Origin of the sequence: Streptomyces sp. NPDC015131 (genome assembly GCF_043079975.1) — a bacterium.
Lineage (GTDB): Bacteria > Actinomycetota > Actinomycetes > Streptomycetales > Streptomycetaceae > Streptomyces.
Window position 1 is genome coordinate 446,533 of record NZ_JBIBVB010000003.1, and the last position, 22,752, is coordinate 469,284.

Annotated in this window: 16 protein-coding genes; 10 read left to right on the plus strand and 6 right to left on the minus strand. The window is 71.6% G+C overall.

Annotated features, from left to right (window positions below; genetic code table 11):
* The first annotated feature begins 202 nt into the window (after nucleotides 1–202).
* The 3 genes from ACF08D_RS13400 (at nucleotide 203) to ACF08D_RS13410 (ending at nucleotide 9,679) form a co-directional block, all read left to right on the plus strand.
* Nucleotides 203–2,050, plus strand: a complete 1,848-nt coding sequence (locus ACF08D_RS13400; RefSeq protein WP_392222736.1) for a serine hydrolase domain-containing protein — start codon at nucleotides 203–205, stop codon at nucleotides 2,048–2,050.
* Between the two features lie 604 nt (nucleotides 2,051–2,654).
* Nucleotides 2,655–8,231, plus strand: a complete 5,577-nt coding sequence (locus ACF08D_RS13405; RefSeq protein WP_392222737.1) for a hypothetical protein — start codon at nucleotides 2,655–2,657, stop codon at nucleotides 8,229–8,231.
* A complete protein-coding gene (locus ACF08D_RS13410; protein WP_392222738.1) occupies nucleotides 8,228–9,679 on the plus strand; it encodes a hypothetical protein in 1,452 nt (483 codons plus the stop codon). Before ACF08D_RS13405 ends, ACF08D_RS13410 begins: the two co-directional genes overlap by 4 nt.
* A gap of 240 nt (nucleotides 9,680–9,919) precedes the next feature.
* Here the strand turns inward: ACF08D_RS13410 and ACF08D_RS13415 are convergent, their stop codons facing one another.
* Nucleotides 9,920–12,139 (minus strand): DEAD/DEAH box helicase, encoded by a 2,220-nt coding sequence (locus tag ACF08D_RS13415; protein WP_392223184.1) that lies wholly within the window; start codon nucleotides 12,137–12,139, stop codon nucleotides 9,920–9,922.
* A 72-nt stretch (nucleotides 12,140–12,211) separates the two neighbouring features.
* Between ACF08D_RS13415 and ACF08D_RS13420 the strand changes: the two genes are divergently transcribed.
* Together ACF08D_RS13420 and ACF08D_RS13425 are read left to right on the plus strand one after the other, a co-directional pair.
* Nucleotides 12,212–12,463, plus strand: coding sequence for a hypothetical protein (locus tag ACF08D_RS13420; protein WP_156692568.1), 252 nt, complete (start codon nucleotides 12,212–12,214; stop codon nucleotides 12,461–12,463).
* Nucleotides 12,463–12,855 (plus strand): DNA-binding protein, encoded by a 393-nt coding sequence (locus ACF08D_RS13425; protein WP_392222739.1) that lies wholly within the window; start codon nucleotides 12,463–12,465, stop codon nucleotides 12,853–12,855. Before ACF08D_RS13420 ends, ACF08D_RS13425 begins: the two co-directional genes overlap by 1 nt.
* A 120-nt stretch (nucleotides 12,856–12,975) precedes the next feature.
* On the opposite strand, the gene ychF is transcribed toward ACF08D_RS13425, so the two are convergent.
* Nucleotides 12,976–14,064, minus strand: coding sequence for a redox-regulated ATPase YchF (gene ychF, locus ACF08D_RS13430; protein WP_392222740.1), 1,089 nt, complete (start codon nucleotides 14,062–14,064; stop codon nucleotides 12,976–12,978).
* Between the two features lie 434 nt (nucleotides 14,065–14,498).
* Between ychF and ACF08D_RS13435 the strand changes: the two genes are divergently transcribed.
* Nucleotides 14,499–14,972, plus strand: a complete 474-nt coding sequence (locus ACF08D_RS13435; RefSeq protein ID WP_392223185.1) for a DUF6542 domain-containing protein — start codon at nucleotides 14,499–14,501, stop codon at nucleotides 14,970–14,972.
* A gap of 28 nt (nucleotides 14,973–15,000) precedes the next feature.
* Here ACF08D_RS13435 and ppgK read toward each other — a convergent pair whose 3' ends face one another.
* Together ppgK and ACF08D_RS13445 are read right to left on the minus strand one after the other, a co-directional pair.
* Entirely contained in the window at nucleotides 15,001–15,741 is a 741-nt protein-coding gene (gene ppgK, locus ACF08D_RS13440) for a polyphosphate--glucose phosphotransferase (RefSeq protein ID WP_392222741.1), read from the minus strand.
* A gap of 63 nt (nucleotides 15,742–15,804) precedes the next feature.
* A complete protein-coding gene (locus ACF08D_RS13445) occupies nucleotides 15,805–16,803 on the minus strand; it encodes a 4-hydroxy-3-methylbut-2-enyl diphosphate reductase (RefSeq protein ID WP_392222742.1) in 999 nt (332 codons plus the stop codon).
* A 63-nt stretch (nucleotides 16,804–16,866) separates the two neighbouring features.
* Here ACF08D_RS13445 and ACF08D_RS13450 point away from each other — a divergent pair, with 63 nt between their 5' ends.
* On the plus strand, nucleotides 16,867–18,243 hold the full coding sequence (locus ACF08D_RS13450; protein ID WP_392222743.1) for an APC family permease: 1,377 nt from the start codon (nucleotides 16,867–16,869) through the stop codon (nucleotides 18,241–18,243).
* Between the two features lie 131 nt (nucleotides 18,244–18,374).
* Here the strand turns inward: ACF08D_RS13450 and ACF08D_RS13455 are convergent, their stop codons facing one another.
* Nucleotides 18,375–19,835: a sulfatase-like hydrolase/transferase gene (locus ACF08D_RS13455; protein WP_392222744.1), complete on the minus strand. Its 1,461-nt coding sequence runs from the start codon at nucleotides 19,833–19,835 to the stop codon at nucleotides 18,375–18,377.
* Between the two features lie 296 nt (nucleotides 19,836–20,131).
* Nucleotides 20,132–20,236 carry a putative leader peptide gene (locus ACF08D_RS13460; RefSeq protein ID WP_392222745.1) on the minus strand — a complete coding sequence of 35 codons (105 nt, stop codon included), beginning with the start codon at nucleotides 20,234–20,236 and terminating at the stop codon, nucleotides 20,132–20,134.
* Between the two features lie 163 nt (nucleotides 20,237–20,399).
* On the opposite strand from ACF08D_RS13460, the gene xseA reads away from it, so the two are divergent.
* The 3 genes from xseA to ACF08D_RS13475 all read left to right on the plus strand — a co-directional run bounded on the left by xseA (nucleotide 20,400) and on the right by ACF08D_RS13475 (nucleotide 22,706).
* Nucleotides 20,400–21,629: an exodeoxyribonuclease VII large subunit gene (gene xseA / locus ACF08D_RS13465; RefSeq protein ID WP_392222746.1), complete on the plus strand. Its 1,230-nt coding sequence runs from the start codon at nucleotides 20,400–20,402 to the stop codon at nucleotides 21,627–21,629.
* A 9-nt stretch (nucleotides 21,630–21,638) separates the two neighbouring features.
* Nucleotides 21,639–21,875, plus strand: a complete 237-nt coding sequence (locus tag ACF08D_RS13470) for an exodeoxyribonuclease VII small subunit (protein ID WP_392222747.1) — start codon at nucleotides 21,639–21,641, stop codon at nucleotides 21,873–21,875.
* A 240-nt stretch (nucleotides 21,876–22,115) separates the two neighbouring features.
* Nucleotides 22,116–22,706: a malonic semialdehyde reductase gene (locus tag ACF08D_RS13475; RefSeq protein WP_392222748.1), complete on the plus strand. Its 591-nt coding sequence runs from the start codon at nucleotides 22,116–22,118 to the stop codon at nucleotides 22,704–22,706.
* Nucleotides 22,707–22,752: the final 46 nt, after the last annotated feature.

Here is a 22,752-nt window from a genome sequence, read left to right on the forward strand (position 1 = left end):
TCGCCGTCGCGGTGCCCCGATTCTCGTGGTCCGCGCCGCCCCGCACACGGGACGTGCGTCCCGGACCTGGGGGTGTAGTCAGGTACCCCCTCGGACGGCACCAGGGTCCCTTCTCCCGCTGCTCCGCCCGGGCTTGACTCGGCGCATGATGATGCGCCGGCGACTGCGGCACCTGCTCCTCCCGCTCCTTCTCCTGATACCGATGACACTGCTGACAGCCGGGCCGGGCGCCGCCTCGGCGCCGCCGGGGGACCGTGGCGAGCGCTCCCTGTCCGGTGCGCTCGACGCTCTCGTACGCCAGCAGCTCGCCGACCACACGATCCCCGGGGCCTCCCTGGTGGTCGTCGAGGGCGGACGGCAGGTGTTCGCGAGGGGCTACGGCGTCGCGGACGTCACCACGGGCAGGCCGGTGGACCCGGAGCGCACCGGGTTCTTCCTGGCGTCCGACGCCAAGCTGTTCACGGCCGTCGCGGTCCTGCAGCAGGTCGAGCGCGGTCGTCTCGACCTGTCGGCGGACGTCAATCGCTACCTCACGACCTTCACGGTGAACGACACATATCCGGGGCACCCCGTGACCGTACGCGATCTCCTCACGCACACGGCGGGCTTCGACACCGCCGTCATCGGCCGCGCGGTCACCCGGCCCGAGGACGTACGCCCGCTCGGCGAGAGCCTCGCCGCGCACCAGCCACGCCGGGTGCGCCCGCCGGGCGAGGTCGCCAGCTACGACAACTACGGTGTGGCGCTGGCCGGTCACCTGGTCGAGACGGTAACGGGCACCCCGTTCGCCACGTACCTGGACCGGTCGGTCCTCCGGCCGCTCGGCATGGACCGTACGAGCTTCGCCCAGCCGAACCCTCCCGCGATCGCGGCGGACCTCGCCCGCGGCCACCGTCCGGAGGGCGGCCGGCAGCGGGTCCAGGACGGGCAGTACGGCGACTGGTCCCCGACCGGCGCGGGCGCGGTCACCACGGCGGCCGACATGGGCCGGCTGCTGGGCGCGCTGCTCGACGGCGGCGGCCCGGTGCTGACGCCCTCCTCCGCCTCCCCCCTGCTGAAGCGCCAGTTCGGCAACGACGACCGGCTGCCCGGCCTCGGCTACGTCTTGGAGGAGCGCGTCCGCGACGGGCAGCGGATGCTGGTCAAGGACGGCGACCTGCCCGGCTTCCACGGCAACCTGGCCCTGCTGCCCGAGCGGGACGCGGCGGTGTACGTCGTCTACAACGGCGACGGCGAGAACGGCGCCGCCGCCCACGCGGGGCAGCAGGTCGCGGACCGCTTCGCCGCCCACTTCGGCACTGCCGCCGGCGCCGGCCGCTCCCTGGCGGGGGCCGATGTCACGCCGTATGAGGGCGAGTACCGCTCGACGCGCACCAGTTCCTCCGAGCTGACCCGGGTCGGCGCCCTGACCGGCTCGGTACGGGTGAGCGCGGGCGAGGGCGCGACGCTGACCACGACGGGGCTGTCGCGCGACCCGGAGGTCACCGAACGGCACTGGGTGCAGCTGAGCCCGGGGCTCTTCCAGGAGCGGGGCGGCCAGGACCGGATCGCCTTCCGCGACGGGCGCCTCGCGGTCGCCTCCGACGCCTCCGTCGCGTACGAACGGCTGCCCTGGCACCTCTCCCCCACGCTGCACCAGCGGGTGCTGCTCGGCTCGCTGGCCCTCCTGGCCCTGACGGTGCTCGCGCTGCCGGTACGAGCCCTGGCGCGCCGCCGCTCGCCGGGCCCGCCGCCCGGCGCGCGCGCCGCCACGCTGCTGCTGTGGACGTCCGGTGCGCTGCTCACCGCGGCGGCGGTCTGCTTCCTGCTGCTGTCCACCGACCCCAACGCCCTGAACCGCACGATCATGGTGGGCGACTCGCCGCTCCTCACCGCCGTACCGGCCCTGACCGGCCTGGCGCTCGCCACCACCTGCGCCATGGTCCCGTGCGCGTTCCTCGCCTGGCACCGCCGCTGGTGGCGGACACCCGCCCGGCTCCACTACACCACCGGCACCCTGGCCGCGATCCTCACCCTCGCCATGTGCGCCGAGTACCGGCTCGTGGGGTAGCGACAGGGACGGACGGGGCCCGGCCGTCACCGCGCATCCAGGCCAAGCCGACTGAGCCAGAGAATGACCCCCGTCAACTTGAACACGACTGCTCTCGTGTCGCAGGCTGAACGCCGACGCCTGAAAGGGTCTTCACCGGTGTCGATCGGTGACAATTGATGAACCGTGGCCGAGGACCTCCACCAGCCCTGCGGCGGTGCACACCCTTTCGAATGACTTTAGGGCGCATCGCTGTGCCCCCGAATGCGCCTTTTTCGACAAGTACTTGGCCCTGCCAGCATCCATCTGGCAGGATCCCGTCATGGCAAGAGCGGGTGGGGACCTGAGAGCCTTACTGACCGGGCTCGACGATGTGCAACTTCGTGAACTGATTCTGATACCGGGGCCCTTACCCTTCTGGGCGAAGATTCCCCTCCGTGGCCCGCATCCGCGGGTTGGCCGTCGCGAGTTGCTATCGGCCCGGGCATGGCTGAGTCGGGCACAAACACGCGACTTGAAGCGAATCGCCGACGCAGCCGCCGACTTCGCGGACCATCTCTGGTCCCGACACTCCGAGGGTCCTCCAGTCGATCCTGGCCAACCCGACATCGACACCCTCATGGCGATGACCGAAGCCCTGCCTCCGGTACTTGCCCGGCTGACCCTCCACTCCATGTTGCTGGAGGATGGCACCCCACGGCAGAGACTGGCCGAGCAGTACTGGGACCAGCTGCTCGACACCGCACACCACGAGGCCACCAGCTGGGGTACGAAGGCGGAGGACCACGTCCATGGCTCAGGCGAGGACATCGCCGAGCATGACGACGCCTTGGACTCCGTACCGCGGCAGCAGCCGGACGATTCGGGAGGCGCTGTGCCGGACGAGCAGGCCAGGGGGACGGAGACCGCCCCACCTACAGCGGCTCGGACGGTCGCGGGGGCGACCGGGGCGACCCCCTCTGCCGATCTCGCGGCGGCCGTGGAGGCGCTGCGAGCCCGTGCTGCGCAGTTCGCGGATGTGTTGAGTCTCGCCGCGGACCGGGTCACGGGTGGACTTTCCCTGCCCGCGGCCCTGGAGGAGGAGGCTGCCGCGTGGACGTGTCAGCGTGAGGACGTGGCTCGCCTGTGCCGGAACTCAAGGCACGACTGGGCCGGCGAAGATGGTTTCGACCAACTCCAGGCGATTGTGGTCGCCGTACAGAAGGAACAGGAGCGGGAAGCTGCCCGCACCGGACGACTCACCGTCCTGAACGAGCAGCGGCAGGCTCTGCTGCTGTTGCTGGACCAGGTCGAGGGGAGCGGTGGCGGCGCCTACCTGGATTCCCTGCGGGCGACGCTGCGGACTCTCGAGGAAGAGATCGCCCAGCTGGTGAAAGGCTCTGGCCCCGGCCTCGAAAGCCCGGAGATCCCGACGCCTCGGCGCGCGGTCAGAGGCAGCGGTCCCACAGCCGGGACCGTGGAACCCAGCGGCGCCGAGGTCGGGAAAGACCTGTCGACCACGGACAATTCTGAAACGGCACTGCCCGACGCCGACGCGGACACCGTGGAGCCGACGGACACCGCTTCCACCGTCAATGCCCTTGCACCGTTCGCCCTCGCGGAAGCTGCGGAGCCCTCATGCGCCACAGGCCCCGCTGAGCCCGAGAACGTCGCACGGCACGCGGACGGCACGCGGGCCGTGGAGACTACGGAGGCGGAAGTGCCTGCCGAAGCCGCGGACGCCCCGCTTGCCGCCCACGGCGGGGAGCCGCAAGCCCCGAAAGACGAAGCCCCCGCCGGCCCACCCGCACAAAGCGGGCAGCCCGCGCGAGCCGAGGCACCCGAGGAGCCCGTGCTGCCCTGGCAGGGGCTCTTCGTCGAGCCCGGAACCGCAGCCGACGCCACCGTCTCTCCCGTCGAACAGTTCGTCAGCGCCAACCGCTTCCAGGAGGCCTACTGGCTGACCGTCGCATCCGCCGAGCCCGCGCATCGCGCGGAGTGCCTGGCGTTCGCGGACGCTGCCTTCTCCTGTGACACCCCGGAGGACGCGACACCGGTGATGACCCGGTACGTCCCTGACCTGGAGAGCGTGCAGAGTGACCGTCCGGCACTCGTCATGGCGGCCGTCGCCTCCGTCCGTGCCGGCCTGGTCGTGGGCTGGCCCAACGACTTGCTGTTGCAGACGGATCCTTGCTCGTCCCTCTCCGGCCCATGGAAGCAGCTGCTGGGGTGCGCCATCGACGTACTCCGCCACTACCAGCGGGTGGACCCCACCACGCTGCACCCCCGCAGGGAATCCGGCCCGACCCTGACACATTCCGGACTCGCCGAGGAAGCCGAACGGCTACGGGTGGACCTGCCGAAGCGCAAGATAGGTCTCCAGCGCGCGACCCAGGTGCAGAACCTGCTGATGCGCCCCGAACAGCCGCTGGGACGTGCACTCGAAGCGGTCCGGGACTGGGCCTCCGGCCGGGCGGACGCGTCCGTGCTGGACGATGTCTGGGAAGCCTTCCGGAAGCGGGACTCCGCCGAGCGCGTCATCGAGGAGGCGGACGCGGCGATCCGCACTCCCAAGCAGGCCAAGGAACCCATCGAGGCCAAGGCCAAGCGCTCCCTGCTCAGCCGGATCGAGCAGGTCGTCACACTCCTTTCCCAGGCCCGTGCGCTCGCCGCGCCCGGTATGGAAGAGCGCAGTGACACCGTCACCGCACTGGGCCACGCACTCGCACAAGTGCGGAATGCGCCACCGCTGCCCGGCATCGAGGGAGCAGCGCTCCTGTGCCTGCGGCGCTGGCTGAGCGGAGACGGTCGTTCGCCGGTGTTCCGGCAGCTGCCCGACCTCGTCGACCACCAGGAGCACGCGGCCCCAGGCACCGGTTTCGTACCCGCCACCGAGGCCCTGCTGGCAGCTGCGAATCTGCCCCGGACGCCCGAGGGGGCGCCCGATCCACAGGCTCGGGGCTTCACCCGGGCGGTGTTGTCGCTCTTGGAGCCGGTGGATGTGGCCGCCGTGGCAGAGACGTACGCCGAGCGGGGGGACCTGCACCTTGCGGATGCCTTGGCCGAGGCCTTGGAGCAGGGGCTTGTGCCCGCGGCTGCCCCCGGCTCCGAGGCACTCCCCTCGGATTGGGGGATCCGTCGTGACGCTCAGTGGGCGCACTGGGCGAACGTGCGGGCCGAGACCCACCGGATCGCTGCCGGACTGCTCGCGGAGTTGCGCACCCAGAGCCTCGACCCGGTGACCGAGCGGGAACTGGTGGGGCGGCTCGAGCAGTTCGAGCGGCCGACGCCGGAGGGCGCGTTCCGGCCCACGGTGGAGGCCATAGGCGGGCTGGAGGGGGAGCTGCGGGACCGGGTCCAGACGTATGTGCAGCGGCTGCGCGAGCAATTGGATGCGCTGGCGCTCACCGACGCGGACCACAAGCGGCTTTCCGCCCTGCTGGAAGCCGGCGACACGGTCACGGCGGAGGAATGTCTGGCGCTCTTGCGCAAGGGCGACACCCTGCCGCAGTGGAGCGGCACGGAGCGCAGCGAGGACCTGGAGCGGTTCGTGGCGGGTCTGGAATCCGTCACGCCGGTGAAGGCGGGCCAGCAGGGCTTTTCGGCGGTGCCATGGGCCGAGCACTACGCGGACGGGCAGACTCTGACCGACGCCGCGCTGGCCGGACTCGGCTCGTGGGACGTGCTCAGCAAGCCGTCCACCCGCGGTGCGGAGTGGCAGAAGCATGTACCGACGGTGCTGCGTCTGCTGGGGCTGGAGGGGGACAGGCCGCCGACCCGTGACGACAGCCGCCGGCTTCGCGGCACCCTCCGGCTGACCGCGAAACTCCGCGCGAGTGAGAGCGCGCCTGGTTACGTCGCAGAACTCGGTTCCGCGGCCACCACCTACACCATCCTGCTGGTGTCGGACGAGCAGCGCGGGCGCAGTCCCCTGGAACTGCTCGACCGCAGCGACTCCGGGTCCTGCATCATCCTCTACCTGTACCCGCTGGGCCTCGCCGGACGTAGGGCGATGGCGTCGCGAGCGCGGACTTCCGCACAACAGGCCCTGGTGGTGGACCCCGCCGTCTTCGGATGGGTGGCGGCGCGCTCGCCACGGTCGTTCCGGGCCCTGCAGCGCGTGACGCTGCCCTGGACCGGCTTCAACCCGTACACCCCGTTCGTAGCCGGGCTCGTGCCCCCGGAGGTCTTCTACGGCCGGACCCGGGAGATCGCGGCGGTGAAAGACCGGCTGGGTGCTCTTTTCCTCTACGGCGGACGCCAGTTGGGCAAGTCGGCGTTGCTGCGGAAAGTGGAGGCCGACTTCCCCTCGACTCCCGACCACAAGGCCGTCTACCTGGACCTGAAGGCGCGTGGGGTGGGCGAGGCGGAACCTGCCGACCGGATCTGGCCCGTGCTGGCCTCGGAGCTCAAGCGCGTGGGAGTGCTGGGGCCGAAGGTGTCCACGGCTGTGCCTCCCGCCGAGTTGCTGGAGCACGTACGCCGCTGGCTCGAGGAGAACAGTGAGCGCCGGGTACTGGTCCTGGCCGACGAGGCGGACGCCTTCCTGACCGCCGATTCCAAGGCGGTACGCGGCAGTGGTGGTGAGGGCACATTCGCCAACGTGGCGCGGCTCAAGGGGCTGATGGACAGCACCGACCGACGCTTCAAGGTGGTTTTCGCCGGCCTGCACCAGGTCCAGCGGTTCAGCCGGCTGTCCAATGTGCCTCTCGCGCACGGCGGAGAGGAGCTGATCGGCCCGCTGAAGCCGGCCGAGGCGCAGCGCCTGGTGGTCGAGCCGATGGCGGCCTTCGGTTACTGCTTCGAACGCCCCGAACTCGTCTGGCGAGTGCTGGCGGCGACCAACTACCAGGCGTGTCTGGTGCAGATCTTCTGCGAGCGTTTGGTCACCGTGCTGCGAGAGAAGCCGCTCAGTTCGGCTCAGTGGCCGATCACGGTCACTGAGGACGACATACGGGCAGTGACGGGTTCTCCGGAAGTGCACCGGCACATCGCCGAGCGGCTGCGGCTCACCATCAACCTGGAGGACCGGTACAGGGTGCTCGCTCTGGTGATCGCGCTGCGCAGCCAGGCAGACGGTTTCCAGCGCGGCTACGACGCCGACGAACTGCTCCGTGAAGCCAAGCGGAACTGGCCGGAGGGCTTCAGCCGGCTGACCGCCAGTGACGTGAGGATCTACCTGGAGGAGATGGTGGGTCTCGGCCTGTTGATCCAGCAGGCGGACCGCCGGCACTACGCGGTACGCAGCCCCAACGTGGTACACATGCTCGGCACCCGCGAGGACCTCGAACTGGAGCTGCGCCAAACGGAGTTCAGCCTGCCGTACGACTACAACCCGCGGTTTTCCCGCAGGCTGGTCGGATCGGTCGAGCGGTCCGGCGCGAACCGGTACAGCCCGCTCACCGAGCAGCAGTTGTACGAGGCGACCAGTCCCGGCCTGACCCTGGTCTGCTTGACGAAGGCTCACGGCCCGGAGCTGATGGAACCGGCAGTCCGTTCGTACGCCGACGCGCGTGGTCTCACCGTGCACACCGCCACCCCGGGAACGTTGGTGGACGTGCTCACGCAGGACACCCGCAGCAAGGACCCCAGCCTGGTCTTCGCCGATCTCCGCTACTGCGGCCTGGAGACGCTCGACCGGACCCTGGACCGGGTGCACCAGCACACGGTACGTCGCAAGGCGGCGCCGCCACGCGCAGGGATCATCCTGGTCGACCCGCTGGCGCGGGCCGCTCTCAAGGATGAGCGGGTCACCCAGGTGCTGCGGCCGGAACGGTGGAACGCCGACAGTCTGCGGGCCTGGCCGGAGTGCCCGTTCGACACCCCGGACAAACGGCGTCGGCTGATAGAGGCCACCGGCGGCTGGCCCAGCCTTGTGGAGCGCACGGTGGACTACGCCACCCGAGGCGGGTACACCCTTGAGGCGGCCGTGGAAGCGATCCAGGTCCAGTACGCCCAGGATGCGGTCGCCCGCAACCACCTCGACCGGGTGGAAGTCACCCCGGACATGCGAGGTCTGCTGGCCGAGTGGGTGCGGTACGTCGAGCCCGGCGAGGGGTGCAACCATGGCGACATCGCTGCCGTGACCGGCCTCGAACTGGCCGAGGTCCGCTCGTTGACCGACCGGCTCGCCGACCACGGCGTACTGGACGACGGCGAGGACGGGTATGCGCTGGACCTCGTCACATTCCGCGCACTCACCACGGCGGGGAAGGAATCGTGATCGGCGAAGCCATCGCCGACGGTGCCTCCCTGCCAGGGGTCAGGGTATGGCTCGCCCGTCTGCTGGATGATCTGCACAGTGGCCGCAGCTGCCTGTGGTTGCTTCCTCGGAGCATGCTCAAGGATGCCGGCAACCCAGCCGACCGGCTGCTCGACGATGTGCTGCACGAACTCGCCGACTTCTTGCTGCTGCCCTCGGACGAATCCCCTGCACCTGCCTCCGCTCCCTCCCTGCCGTCGGCCGGGCCGGGCGGCGGCCGGTGGACGGGCCTGGCCCCTGCGCCCGACTTCGACGACGGGCTGCCCGACCTGCCCCATGCCCAGGGCTTTGCTCGTCCGGGGCCCGAGCCGCCGACGCCCCTCACCCCGGCCGAGGCGTTGGCGGGCCTGCTGGAGCGGCTCGCGAAGGAACTGGGCTTCGGCGACGGCACGGAATCCGTCGGTTCGGACCCGACCGGCGACGTACTGGCCCGGCTCACCGGCCGCGGCAGCGGAACCGCCGAGACCCGTCCGGTGGTCGTGCGGGCCTGGCGCGAGCCGGTACCTTCCGCCGCCGCACATCTGCTGCGTCGGCTGGTGGCAACAGCCAAGGAGGCGGGCCTCCCCCCGGACCGGCGCCCCAGAGCCCTCGTCATCGCTTCCACCGAGGACCTTCCGACGGGCCTGCCCGATCAACTGCCCCGGGAGGGCATCGCGGTGCACTGGTGGTGGGGCGCCACAGGCCGCCTGGACACCGCCACGGTCGTCGCGCTGGCGCGTCCACAGCTGGCTTCCCCGACGGAGCGCAGCCATCTGCACGAAGCGGTCGTCCAGGCCACGATCACCGAAGTGTGCGGTCCTTTCCTCGTCATCGCCGCCGCCCTGGCCGGGCGCTGGGACGACGGACGTCCGGAGAGTCTGACGTCGGCGCTCCACGACGTATTCGCGGACTTACCCGGACCGGCGGCCGTCCCGCCGCAGCGAGCCGACGGCGCCCGGCATCCGGGCCGTCGCCCCGACGAGAGACTGCTCGCCGCATGGAACGCCGGCACCGTGGACAGCTGGGACGGCAGACTGCGCCGCCACCCCGTTCACGACCTCATGCATGAGCAGGCAGTGGCCGCCCGGGTATGGCTGGCGCAGAACCATGTGCTGCTGCCGCTGCTGGACGACGCCCGGGATCAGTTCACCACCACTGTCCGATCGCGTGCCCGCCTCCCCCTGGCCCGACTCGCACAGGACTACGGCCCGCGCCTCGGTCCCGTCGCGGCTCCCGAACCAGCCGACTCCACCGTCGCCATGATGGAGCTGGGCGCGATGTGGAGCGCGCACTGCGATGGCGCCATCGTCCTCAGACCCTCCGAGCGTCGTCGGCTGCGCGTCCTGCGTGAAGCCCGCAACCTCCTCGCCCACCGTGTTCCCCTCGACGGCGACCGGCTCCGCCACCTGGTCGAAGAGCTGTGTCGCTGACCAGCACGGGAACAGCAAGGGGCCGACCCGAACGGGCCGACCCCTGCCGTCTGAGCATGCGGCGCACTGTCTGGCGGAACGTAACGCAGGCTCACACGTTGAAGCGGAATGTCTGAAGCCCGGTCCTGACCTGCGGCGGAGCCCCTCTACAGGTCCCTGACCTGGGATTTCCTTGTTGACGTGCGTTGGCTCCAGACGGTTTACGGGTCCTGCGGACCGGCTGCGGACTGGACGACCCCCTCACCCGGATGCCGTGGGCCTTCCGTCCGTCACACCCAGACGCGCCTGCTCCTCCTCGACGATCCGGCGAGCCAGCTCAGTGTCCGACACGTCGACCGCGTCCGGGGTGGCTTCGGCCACGGCGCTACGGCGGGCGTAGGCATCGAACAGGCGGGTCTTCTCCTCCAACATCCTCACCATGCGTTCGTCCACTCCCCCGGTGGCGAGAAGACGATGCACGTGAACCGACCTGACCTGACCCATGCGGTGAGCCCGGGCCACTGCCTGGTGCTCGATGGTCGGCTTGATCTGCGGCTCGCAGATGATGACGACGGAGGCAGCCTGCATATTGAGGCCGACGCCGGCCGCCTGGATCTGCGCCAGGAGCACCGCTGGTCCCGAGACCCCGGCGAAGTCGTCGACGATCTGCTGCCGTCTCCCGGCCGGGACGCTGCCGGTGAGCGCACCGAACATAGGAGTACCGGCCGTGGGACCCACAGCGAGCGCTCCTTTCACCACGCCCAGCACGTCCTTGAAATTGGAGAAGACCACTGTCTTCTGCCCGTTCTCGCCAGCCTCCTGAACGATCTCGCGCAGCCGCTCCAGCTTGGCCGACCTCTCGGGGCGCATGTACGCAGCCCTGCGCATCGCCATGAAGTTGCCTGCGCGCACGGCATCGCGGTACGCCTCCTCGTCCGACGCGCTCAGCTCCTCCCACTCGTCGGTCTGCTGAAGACTCGGGAGTTCCGTCAGCACGTCTTCCTGGTTGCGCCTCAGGTAGACCGGGGCGACAGCCTTGCGGAAGGCGACCGATCCCGCCAAGGCGTCCCGCTCGCCAAGGGAGTCCGCCACCCCTCCATCAAGCATCTGGACCAGGTTGCGGAACTCCACGACCCGGTTCTCCATCGGTGTTCCGGTCATGAAGAGGCTGCGCTCACAACGCTCCGTCCAGAGGGCCACCGACTGGGACCGCTTGGTCTTCGGGTTCTTCACGGAGTGCGCCTCGTCGACGACAAGCAGTCCGACCTCCCCGCCGCCCGGCGCCGGAAATCCGCGCAGTGCGTCGTACGTGGTCACCCCCACCCCGCCCCGCCCCTTCCAGTCGGCGAACGCGTAGTGCCGGTCGGGGCCGTGGAGCACCATGACGCGAAGGGCGCTGCGGGCCTCGATCTCCCGGGTCCAGTTCACGAGAACGCTCGCCGGGCAGACGACCATGAAATGACTCTGCCCCTCGGCGGCCAGGTGCGCCAGCACGGCAATCGCTTGGATGGTCTTCCCGAGACCCATCTCGTCGCCGAGTATCACCCTGCGCTGCGCAAGGACGAACCTCGCGCCGAACGCCTGGTAGCCGCGCAGGGAGACCCGCCGGTGCGAGTCGTCGAGCTGTTGCGTCCGTACCCGCTCGGCGATCTCCTCCGGCAAGAACCCCTCGGCGGCTGCCGCGTCCGGCAGTCGCCCGGAGATCTCGGCGAGCAGGCTGTAGTACTCCGCGGAGCGGAGTTCGAAGTCCACCCATGCCGCGACGTCTGACGTAGATCCGCGTAGCAGGTCCACCGAGGCTTGGGCGAGCAGCTCAGGCACGTCGGCCTGCTCTGCCTCGTCCACGAGTGAACGGATCTCGGCGACCGCCGCCCGGGCACGTGCCTTCCTCTCCTGGCCGGCCAGGAGCATCCTGAAACGCCCGGTGGCGGGCCTCGCGTCGACCAGCAACGGGCCGAGCCGTTCCGACAGGGCTGCGGCTCGGTCCACCGCGCGCCGGGCGTCCGGGCCGGCTTCCACCAGTACGTGCAGGGCCATGACGAGCGCGGTAGTGCTCGGCTCCGGCCGGTCCACGTCCATGTGGACGGCCACCGTCTCGTGCACCGCTTCGGAAAGCCGGCGAGCGGCAGCAAGGATCTGGTCGACAGTGCGCTGCCCGACACCGGGAATCTGCCGCAACCGATAGGGACCCGCTTCGAGAACACGCCCCACCGTGCCAAGGCCGTTCTTCTCGACGTTCCCCAGCCGCAAGCGTCCTTCGGTAACGTCCTGCAGCCGGGCGACGGGGATGGCCTCGAGCTCGCGAGTGACCGCCGCGTCGTGAATCGGCTTCAGCGCCGCCCGCACCGCCTCGACCGCCCTGGCGTGGTCACCGGCCACTGCCTGCGCCGCCTCGTACAGTCGCGCTCCCCTTGCGACCGTGTCCCGCTCACCACGCGCCACGCGTCCCGCCCCTCTTGCACCGTTCCCGCATCCTCCCATCGCGGGCACCGATCCATGACGCGTATCCATCTACAGTCCCGACCTCCTACGACCGCCGGTAGGATCGGCACCATGAGTGGTAGCAGGAAGTATTCGATCAGCCTGCCCGAGGACCTCGCCGAGGCCGTACGCGCCCACGTCGGCCCGGGCGGTTTCTCCGCCTACGTCGCCGAGGCGCTCGAACAGCGGGTCGCCATGGACAAGCTCCGGGAGATCGTCGTCGACTTCGAGACCGACAACGAAGCCCTCACCCGCGAGGAGGTCGAGGCCGCCCGGGCGCTGCTGCGCCACGACCACCGGCAGGCCGGCGGGGCCGCCGCCTGATGCCCGGCACCCTCCTGCTCGACAGCGAAGGACTTTCGAAGCTCTACCGCAAGGACCGCATCGTCGTGGCTCTGGTCCAGGCGGCGTCGGAGGAGGGCGTCCGCGTCGCCACCAGCGCCATGACCACGCTTGAGGCCGACTACGAGCGCATCCACCCGGCTCGCGTCAAGTGGGTCCTCTCCCGCGTCGACGTTCATGACGTCACCAAGGAGATCACCGACCAGGCCGCCGCGCTCATGCGGGCCCACCACCTCCACGGCCACAAGTACGCCATCGATGCCGCCTTCGCCGCCATCGCCCGCAACGCACCCCGGCCGGTCACCGTCCTCACGTCCGACCCCGAAGATCTGACACTCTTGTGCGGCCCTTCCGCGGAGATCGTCAAGGCCTGAGGCAGCCTGACGCCGGCCGGACCCGCCGGTGCCCCACATCGCGGGGCAAGGACTCCACACGGACAGACGCCTGTGCCCGACCCGCCAACAGGCGAGCCGGGCACAGTTCATGACGCAACGTCACACGTTGAAGCGGAACTCCACCACGTCGCCGTCCTGCATCACGTAGTCCTTGCCCTCCATGCGGGCCTTGCCGGCGGCGCGGGCTTCGGCCACCGAGCCGACCGCGACCAGGTCGTCGAAGGAGATGACCTCCGCCTTGATGAAGCCCTTCTGGAAGTCGGTGTGGATCACACCGGCCGCCTCCGGGGCCGTGGCGCCCTTCTTGATGGTCCAGGCGCGGGACTCCTTGGGGCCGGCCGTCAGGTAGGTCTGGAGGCCCAGGGTGTCGAAGCCCACGCGGGCGAGGGTGGCCAGGCCCGGCTCCTCGGCGCCGACGGACTGGAGGAGCTCCATGGCGTCCTCCTCGTCCAGTTCGGCGAGGTCGGCCTCCAGCTTGGCGTTGAGGAAGATCGCCTCGGCCGGGGCGACCAGGGCGCGCTGCTCGTCCTTGAAGGCGTCGTCCGTCAGCTCGTCCTCGTCGACGTTGAAGACGTACAGGAACGGCTTGGTGGTGAGCAGGTGCAGGTCGTGCAGCAGCTCGGCGTTCTCGGAGCCCTGGACGATGCCCTGCGAGAAGAGGGTGTCGCCCCTCTCCAGGATCTCCTTGGCGGCCTCGACCGCCGCGACCTTCGGGGCGATGTCCTTCTTGATCCGGGACTCCTTCTGGAGGCGCGGCAGGACCTTCTCGATGGTCTGGAGGTCGGCGAGGATCAGCTCGGTGTTGATCGTCTCGATGTCGTCCTTGGGCGAGACCTTGCCGTCGACGTGGACGACGTTCTCGTCCTTGAAGGCGCGGATGACCTGGCAGATCGCGTCGGACTCGCGGATGTTCGCCAGGAACTTGTTGCCCAGGCCCTCGCCCTCGCTGGCGCCGCGGACGATGCCCGCGATGTCGACGAAGTCGACCGTGGCCGGCAGGACACGCTGCGAGCTGAAGATCTCGGCCAGCTTGGTGAGGCGGGTGTCGGGGACGCCGACGACGCCGACGTTGGGCTCGATGGTGGCGAACGGGTAGTTGGCCGCCAGCACGTCGTTCTTGGTCAGGGCGTTGAACAGGGTCGACTTGCCGACATTCGGCAGGCCGACGATTCCGATCGTGAGCGACACGTTGGCGACTTCCTAGAGTGAGGATGGTGGGCCGACCCCCCAGTTTACGGGCGCGGCGGACCGGGCCGTGACGGCGACCGGGAGGCGAACTCTCGGCCAAGGTCACCCGAAGGGCGTGTCCCATGCCCGCTTCCCGGCCCCGCGCGACCTACGTTGTCCAGGTGGACCAGCACGGGAACACCCCTCAGCACCGGCAGCGGACCGACCCGGCCCCCGCGGCGGGGTCGCCGTCCCCGGGCGCGCTCGTCGACGGCGGGGCCGTCCGGGGCGGCGCCGCCTCCGGGGCGCGTCCGGCACGGCCGCCCGCCCGCCCGGGTGGCAGGGCGGCGCCCGCTCCCGGGCCCGGTGCCGCCCGGCCGCGGGGCGGCGCCCATCCGGGCACGGGCGGCGGCGGCACCGGGGCGGGCCCGGCGGGTGCCGGGGCCGCGGGCGCCGTGCGCCGGCCGCGTACCGGAGCCGGGCGGCGGAGCGTCCCGCCGGTCGTCCTGGCCCTGCGGAGGCTGCCCTCGCCGCGGCTGACGGGGCTCGGCGCCGGGCTGTTCGCCACGGTGTCGATGTTCCTGCTGGGCTGCCTGGACCGGGTGCTGTTCGACGGGTCCCCGGTGGTGTACGGCCTGCTCTTCCTGCCCGTGAGCGCGCTGACCGCGCTGTGGGTGCGCGACGCCGACCTGGTGACCGCGCCGATCAGCGTGCCGATCGCCTTCGCGGTGGGCGTGGTGCCGATCGCGGGCGGCACCAGCGGCCTCGGCGGGCGGGTGATGGCGGTGGTCACCGCGCTCGCCGTGCACGCCGGCTGGCTCTACGGCGGGACGCTGGTGGCCGGTCTCATCGCCTCCGTACGCAAGGTGCGGCTGATGGGGCGGCGGCAGCGGACCACGGCCGCCGCCGCCCGCGCCGGCCAGCGCTGACCCGGCCCTCCGGCGGCGCAAGGGCCCCTCAGCGGGACCGCGCGGCCATGGCCGCGCCCACGATCCCCGCGTTGTTCTGCAGCTCGGCGGGGACCAGCTCCGCGCGGAGGCCCTTGATCAGCGGCAGGAACTTCTCCGCCTTGCGGCTCACCCCGCCGCCCACGATGAACAGCTCGGGCGAGAACAGCATCTCCACGTGCGCCAGGTACTTCTTGACCCGGTGGGCCCACTCCTCCCAGCTCAGGTCCTTGTCCTCCTTGACCTTCGTGGAGGCCCGCTTCTCGGCGTCGTGGCCGTCGAGCTCCAGGTGGCCCAGCTCGGTGTTGGGCACCAGCTGGCCGTCGGTGAACACCGCGCTGCCGATGCCGGTGCCGAAGGTCAGCATGATGACGGTGCCCTTGCGCCCGCGCCCCGCGCCGAAGGTCATCTCGGCCACGCCCGCCGCGTCGGCGTCGTTGAGGACGGTGACCGGCATGCCGCCGAGGCGGCCGCCGATGAGCGCGGCGGCGTCGACGCCGATCCAGCTCTTGTCGACGTTGGCCGCCGTACGGATCAGCGAATCGGTGACGACACCGGGGAAGGTGACGCCGATCGGGCCCGACCAGCCGAAGTGCTCCACGACCTCGGCGACGCACCCCGCGACGTCGTCCGGTGTCGCGGGGTGCGGTGTCAGTACCTTGTGGCGGGGCTCGGCCAGATCTCCGCGCTCCAGATCCACGGGAGCGCCCTTGATCCCCGACCCGCCGATGTCCACTCCGAAGACGTTCATGGACTCAACGTTACGGGGCGGCGCCGACAGTCACTGCTTTTCGGCCGCCGCGGGGGCTGGTGATCAGGGCTTCTCGTTCAGCGCCGCGGCCTCGGCGCGCAGGTCGCGGCGGAGCTCCTTGGGCAGCGAGAAGGTGATCGACTCCTCGGCGGACTTCACCAGCTCGACGTCCTCGAAGCCGCGCCCCGCCAGCCACTCCAGGACGCCCTCGACCAGGACCTCGGGAACCGAGGCGCCGGAGGTGACGCCGACAGTGGAGACCCCCTCCAGCCACGCCTCGTCGATCTCCTCGGCGAAGTCGACCAGGTGGGCGTCGCGCGCCCCGGCACCGAGGGCGACCTCGACGAGCCGGACCGAGTTGGAGGAGTTCTTGGAGCCGACGACGATGACCAGGTCGGCCTCGGCGCCCATCTGCTTGACGGCGGTCTGGCGGTTCTGCGTGGCGTAGCAGATGTCGTCGCTGGGCGGGGAGATCAGCTTGGGGAACTTCTCCTTCAGCTTGTCCACCGTCTCCATGGTCTCGTCGACCGAGAGGGTGGTCTGGGACAGCCAGACGACCTTCGAGTCGTCCCGCACGGTGACGTTGGCGACGTCGTCCGGGCCGTCGACCAGGGTGATGTGGTCCGGGGCCTCGCCGGAGGTGCCGATGACCTCCTCGTGGCCCTCGTGGCCGATGAGGAGGATGTCGTAGTCCTCGTTGGCGAACCGGACCGCCTCCTTGTGGACCTTGGTCACCAGCGGGCAGGTGGCGTCGATGGTCGCCAGCCGCCGCTCGGCGGCCTCCTGGTGGACGGTGGGTGCCACGCCGTGCGCGGAGAACATCACGATGGAGCCCTCGGGGACCTCCGCCGTCTCGTCGACGAAGATGGCGCCCTTCTTCTCCAGGGTCTGCACGACGTACTTGTTGTGCACGATCTCGTGGCGGACGTAGATCGGCGAGCCGTACTGCTCCAGCGCCTTCTCCACGGCGATCACGGCACGGTCCACGCCCGCGCAGTAGCCACGCGGTGCGGCGAGGAGGACGCGCTTGTCGGACGACGGGCTGGCAGGCGTAGCAGTCATGGTTCCCATCGTAAGGGCGTGTATGAGCGGCGGAAGATCGGCCGCCGGCCGGACACTGGGGGCATGTCGAGCACCACCAGCACGCCGGGCGCGGACCGGCACACCGGGCTGCGGCGGGAGCTCGGCTTCCGTGACCTGGTCGTCTACGGGCTGCTTTTCATCGCCCCCATGGCGCCGGTCGGCATTTTCGGCACCCTGGACGCCCGGTCGGACGGCGCTGTCGCGCTGGTGTACGCGGTGGCGACGGTGGCCATGGCGTTCACCGCATTCAGCTACGCCCAGATGGTCCGGGTGGCCCCTCAGGCGGGGTCGGTCTTCGCGTACGCGCGCAAGGGTCTGGGCGAGGGCCCGGGCTTCGTCGCCGGGTGGATGGCGATGCTGGACTACCTGCTGATCCCGGCGGTGGCGTACCTCTTCGCGGGCATCGCGATGGAGGCGCTGGTGCCGTCCGTGAACCGGTGGGTGTGGACGGCGCTCGCGGTGGTGGTCACCACGCTGCTCAACCTGTGGGGCGTCCGGGCGGCGGCGCGGGTCGGGTTCGCGGTGCTGGCGCTGGAGATCGTGGTGCTGCTGGTCTTCGTGGTGTCGGCGGTGGTGGTGCTGGTACGGGACGGGGCGCAGCGCGGCTGGCTGTCGCCGTTGACCGGGGACGCCGGGTTCTCGGTGGCCGCGGTGCTGGGGGCGGTGTCGGTGGCGGTGCTGTCGTACCTGGGCTTCGACGCGATCGCCTCCTTCGCGGAGGAGGTGACGGGCGGCTCGGCGAAGGTCGCGCGGGCGGTGCTGTCCTGCCTGGTGATGGCGGGGGTGCTGTTCGTGGCGCAGACGTATCTGGTGGCCCTCCTGGAGCCGGTGTCGTCGGCGCGGCTGGCCGCGGAGCCGGCACTGCAGGGTTCGGCGTTCTACGACGCCGTGGACGCCTCGGTCGGGGACTGGCTGCACGACCTGGTGGCGGCGAGCAAGGCGATCGGGGCGGCGTTCGCGGCGCTCGCGGGCCAGGCGGCGGCGGGCCGGCTGCTGTTCGCCATGGCCCGCGACCGGCGGCTGCCCCGGGCGCTGGCGCGCACGGACGCGGGGGTGCCGCGGGTGGCGCTGCTGCTGGCGGCGGCGGTGACCATGGTGGCGGCCGTGTGGGCGGCGCGGCGGGACGACGGGATGGACCACCTGGTGTCGGTGGTGAACATCGGCGCGCTGACGGCGTTCGTCCTGCTGCACGCGAGCGTGGTGGGGTGGTTCGCGGTACGCCGGGGCGGTACGGGGGCGAGGCCGCAGTGGCTGCGGCACGTGGCCGTGCCGGTGGTGGGCGCGGCGATCCTGGTCGCCGTCATGGCCGAGGCGGCGACCTCCGCCCTGGTGGTGGGCTCCCTGTGGCTGGCGGTGGGCCTGGTGGTGCTGGCGGTGCAGTGGGGCCGCCGGGACGGGGCGGACCCCACGCGCGCGTGAAGGCGTCTGCGGAGGCCGGGGTCGGCTCCACGCGCGCGTGGAGGGTGCCCGGGGAGGCCGGGGTGGGTCCCACGCGCGCGTGAGCGGCGTCCGGACGGGGCGGGGCCGGCTTCACGCGCGCGTGGGGGTGGTCAGCGGCCCGGCGGGTACGGCAGCAGGGTGGCGTCCACGCGCTCCCAGTGGGCCCGCAGCTCGGCGAGGAGGGCCGGTTCGGCGGCCGACCTGTCCGCCTGCTCGCGCTGGTCGGAGGCGAGGTGGAACAGCCGGTCGCGGCCGTCCTTGCCGCGGTGGTACTTCCAGTCGCCCCGGCGCAGCGCCCGTTCTCCGCGCACCCGCCAGAACAGCGGCCGTTCCGGCGCGTCCTCGCCGCGAAGGAGGTGCCCGGCGAGGCTGGTGCCGTCGAGCGGGTGGGAGGGCTGCGGGCGGGCGCCGGCCACCTCCAGGAGGGTGGCCGTCCAGTCGGGCGAGAACACCGGCGCCCCGCTCACCTGGCGGCCACCGATCCGGGCCGGCCAGCGCAGGACGGTGGGCACTCTGATGCCGCCCTCCTGGAGGGAGCCCTTGGCGCCGGACAGGGGCCAGTTGTAGGAGAAGCGTTCGCCGCCGTTGTCGCTGGCGAAGAGGACGAGGGTGTCCTCCTCCTGTCCCGACCGGCGCAGGGCGTCGAGGACCCGTCCTATGGAGCGGTCCAGGTCCTCCACCATCTCGGTGTACTTCTCCACCGACCCGCCGTCCTGGTGCCACAGGGCGCCGCGGTCACCCGCCTTGATCCGGCGCACGATCTCCGCGCTCGCCTCCGTGTCGCCGTCGGCGATCCAGGGCCAGTGCGGGGTGGTGTAGTTGAGGTTGAGCAGCCACGGGCGGTCGTGGCGGCGCTGTACGTACGCGGCGGCCCGCTCGGTGAGGACGCGGGTGTAGTAGCGCAGGTCCTTGTACGCGGCGTCGCCCTCGTACAGGTCGTACTCGCCGCCGAGGCCCAGCTTGGAGTAGTACTCCAGCGCGCCGCCGAAGTTCCCGAAGAACTCCTCCCAGCCGGACTTGAGGGGGCTGAAGTCGGGCAGGTACCCGCAGTGCCACTTGCCGATCAGGGCGGTGCGGTAGCCGGCCCGGCGCAGCAGGGAGGCGAGGGTGGGGTGCGCCGGGTCCAGGCCGGCGGTCCGGTCGGCGATGGGCTCGGCGAGCCCGCCCCGGGTACGGCCCGGGTACCGGCCGGTGTAGAGGCTGAAGCGGGTCGGCGAGCAGGTGGCCGATCCGGAGTACGCCTGGGTGAAGCGCACTCCCTGCCGGGCCAGCCGGTCCAGGTGCGGCGTCCTGATGTGGGGCGACCCGTAGCAGGAGAGGTCGGCCCAGCCGAGGTCGTCGCCCAGGATGAACAGGATGTTCGGCCGCCGGGAGTGCCGCCCCCGCAGCGCCCGGAACGGCCTCTCGGCCGGCTCGGCGGCGTGCGCGGCGCTCCCGGCGCTCCCCGCTGTCGCGGTGGCCGTGGCCGCCAGGGCCGTGGCGGCGGTGGCGGTGCCGAAGGCGCGCCGGGACAGCCCGCGGCGGGTTCTGGGGGCGGGGGCGTCGGACGGGTGGTCGTACGGGGACGTCATGGTCTCTCCGGAGGGTGGGCGCACGGCTGCTCCCGGCCGCACGGCGCCACCGCCGCACCACCGGAACCGCGCGGGACAGGGCGCGGCGGACGGCGGCACGGTGCGGGGCGGCCGGAGGCCGGGGGCGGGCGCGGAGCGCGTACGGGAAGCGGAACGGAGCCGGGGGCGTCGCGAGCCGGGACGCCGCGAACCGGGCGCGGGGAGGCTCGGGTTACGGGACGGGTGCGCGTCGGGTGTGCGGCCGGCGCCCGGGCGGGCGCGTGGTCAGCGCCCGGGCGGCCGGGGTGGACGCGCGGTCAGGCGCGCGGCTGTGCGCAGGGACAGATGGCGCTCGCGACACGGACGAGGTCGACGTGGCGGCGCTCCACGAGCGTGACCGTGCGGTCACGGGAAGCCTGCATGCGCCGAAGCTTCACGGAAGCCCGGCCGGCCTGTCAACGGCGGTTCGGATGGCGGACGTCGGCGGACGGGCCACGCGCGCGTGGCGGACCGGTCCCCGCGCGTGGACGCGGACCCTTCGGCGTCCCGCGGGGGTTGTCGGTGGGGACGCGTACGCTCGGCCGCATGGCTCTCACTACGTCTGCCGAAGCGCCCCTGCCCGTCGGTGAGGTGTCGCGGCTCATCGGGGGATGGATCGACCGGCTCGGCGCGATCTGGGTGGAGGGGCAGATCACCCAGCTGTCGCGGCGCCCCGGTGCCGGGGTCGTGTTCATGACCCTGCGCGACCCGTCGTACGACATCTCGGTGAGCGTGACCTGCTACCGGCAGGTGTTCGACGCGGTGGCGGACGTGGTGGCGGAGGGCGCCCGGGTCGTGGTGCACGCCAAGCCGGAGTGGTACGCCCCGCGCGGGCAGCTGTCGCTGCGGGCGGCCGAGGTGAAGCCGGTCGGGATCGGCGAGCTGCTGGCCCGGCTGGAGATGCTGAAGCGGTCCCTGGGCGCCGAGGGGCTGTTCGCCCTGGACCGCAAGAAGCCGCTGCCGTTCCTGCCGCAGCTGATCGGCCTGGTGTGCGGCCGGGCGTCGGCGGCGGAGCGGGACGTGCTGGAGAACGCCCGGCGGCGGTGGCCCGCGGTCCGCTTCGAGGTGCGCAATGTGGCCGTGCAGGGCGTCCACGCCGTGCCGCAGGTGGTGCGGGCGGTGCGGGAGCTGGACGAGCTGCCCGAGGTGGACGTGATCGTGGTGGCGCGGGGTGGCGGCAGTGTGGAGGACCTGCTGCCGTTCTCGGACGAGCAGCTCGTGCGGGCGGTCGCCGAGTGCCGTACGCCGGTGGTGTCGGCGATCGGGCACGAGCCGGACTCGCCGCTGCTGGACCTGGTGGCCGACCTGCGGGCGTCCACGCCGACCGACGCCGCCAAGAAGGTCGTGCCGGACGTGGGCGAGGAGCTGGAGCGGGTACGGGCGCTGCGCGACCGGGCGCTGCGTGCCGTGCGGGGGCTGCTCGACCGGGAGGAGCGGGGCCTGGCGCACGCCCTGGCCCGGCCGGTGATGGAGCACCCGCGGCGGATGGTGGCCGAACGGGAGGCGGAGGTCGACGCCCTGCTGGCGCGCGGGCGGCGGGTGCTGGGGCACCTGCTGGACCGGGCGGACTCGGAGCTGGCCCACACCCACGCGCGCGTGGTGGCGCTCTCGCCGGCGGCGACGCTGGAGCGGGGGTACGCGGTGCTCCAGCGGTCGGACGGCTCGGTGGTCCGGTCACCGGGCGAGGTGGCGGCCGGGGAGGAGCTGCGCGCGCGGGTTGCCGAGGGCGAGTTCGCCGTGCGCGCGGCCGACGGCGATGTCGTACCCCGCCCGTAGGGTGTGCGCATGGCTGCGAACACCACGGAGACGGCGATCGGGTACGAGCAGGCGCGCGACGAGCTGATCGAGGTCGTGCGCCGGCTGGAGGCGGGGGGCACGACCCTGGAGGAGTCGCTGGCCCTGTGGGAGCGGGGCGAGGAGCTGGCCAAGGTGTGCCGCCGCTGGCTGGAGGGCGCCCGGGCCCGGCTGGACGCGGCCCTCGCGGAGCAGGAGGCGCCGGCGGACGCCGAGCGCGAGGAGTGACGCCGGGGGCTGAGCCGCGGACGCCGGCACCGATGACGCCGGATCGCGAGGCAAGCCACGGGAGGCCGTGCCCACGGAGGCCGGCTCCGTGGGCGTACCACCAGGGGGAGTGAGCCTCCGGAATCACCCTGTGAGGGGACTCACGGGCGCGTCGGACCGGATTTAGTTGAAACTTAACCTATCGAGGGCGTACGGTGGGTGCCATCGCTTGATCCTTTGCACGCCCCGAAAGGTTGCCGCATGTCCCTCGTTCTCGACGCCGCCGCTCAGGACCTCCTCTTCCGCGAGGCCCGCACCGCGAACACCTTCACCGACGAGCCGGTCACCGAGGAGCAGGTCCAGGCGATCTACGACCTGGTGAAGTTCGGCCCCACCGCGTTCAACCAGACGCCGCTGCGCATCGTCCTGGTCCGCTCCGCCGAGGCCCGTGAGCGCCTGGCCCCGCTGATGGCGGAGGGCAACCGCGCCAAGACCACCGCCGCCCCGCTGGTCGCGATCCTCGCCGCGGACAACGAGTTCCACGAGGAGCTGCCCACCCTCTTCCCGCACTTCCCGCAGGCCAAGGATGCCTTCTTCGCCGAGCGCCCGGTCCGTGAGCAGGCCGCCACCCTCAACGCCGCGCTCCAGGCCGCGTACTTCATCGTCGGCGTGCGCGCCGCGGGCCTGGCCGCCGGCCCCATGACCGGCTTCGACTTCGCGGGCGTGCAGAAGGAGTTCCTGGACGACGACCACACCCCGCTGATGATCGTCAACATCGGCAAGCCGGGCGAGGGCGCCTCGTACCCGCGCTCCCCGCGCCTGGCCTACGACGAGGTCATCACCACCGTCTGACGGGCTCCCCGGAGCGGACCGGCGGCCCCGGACACCAGGGAGGTGT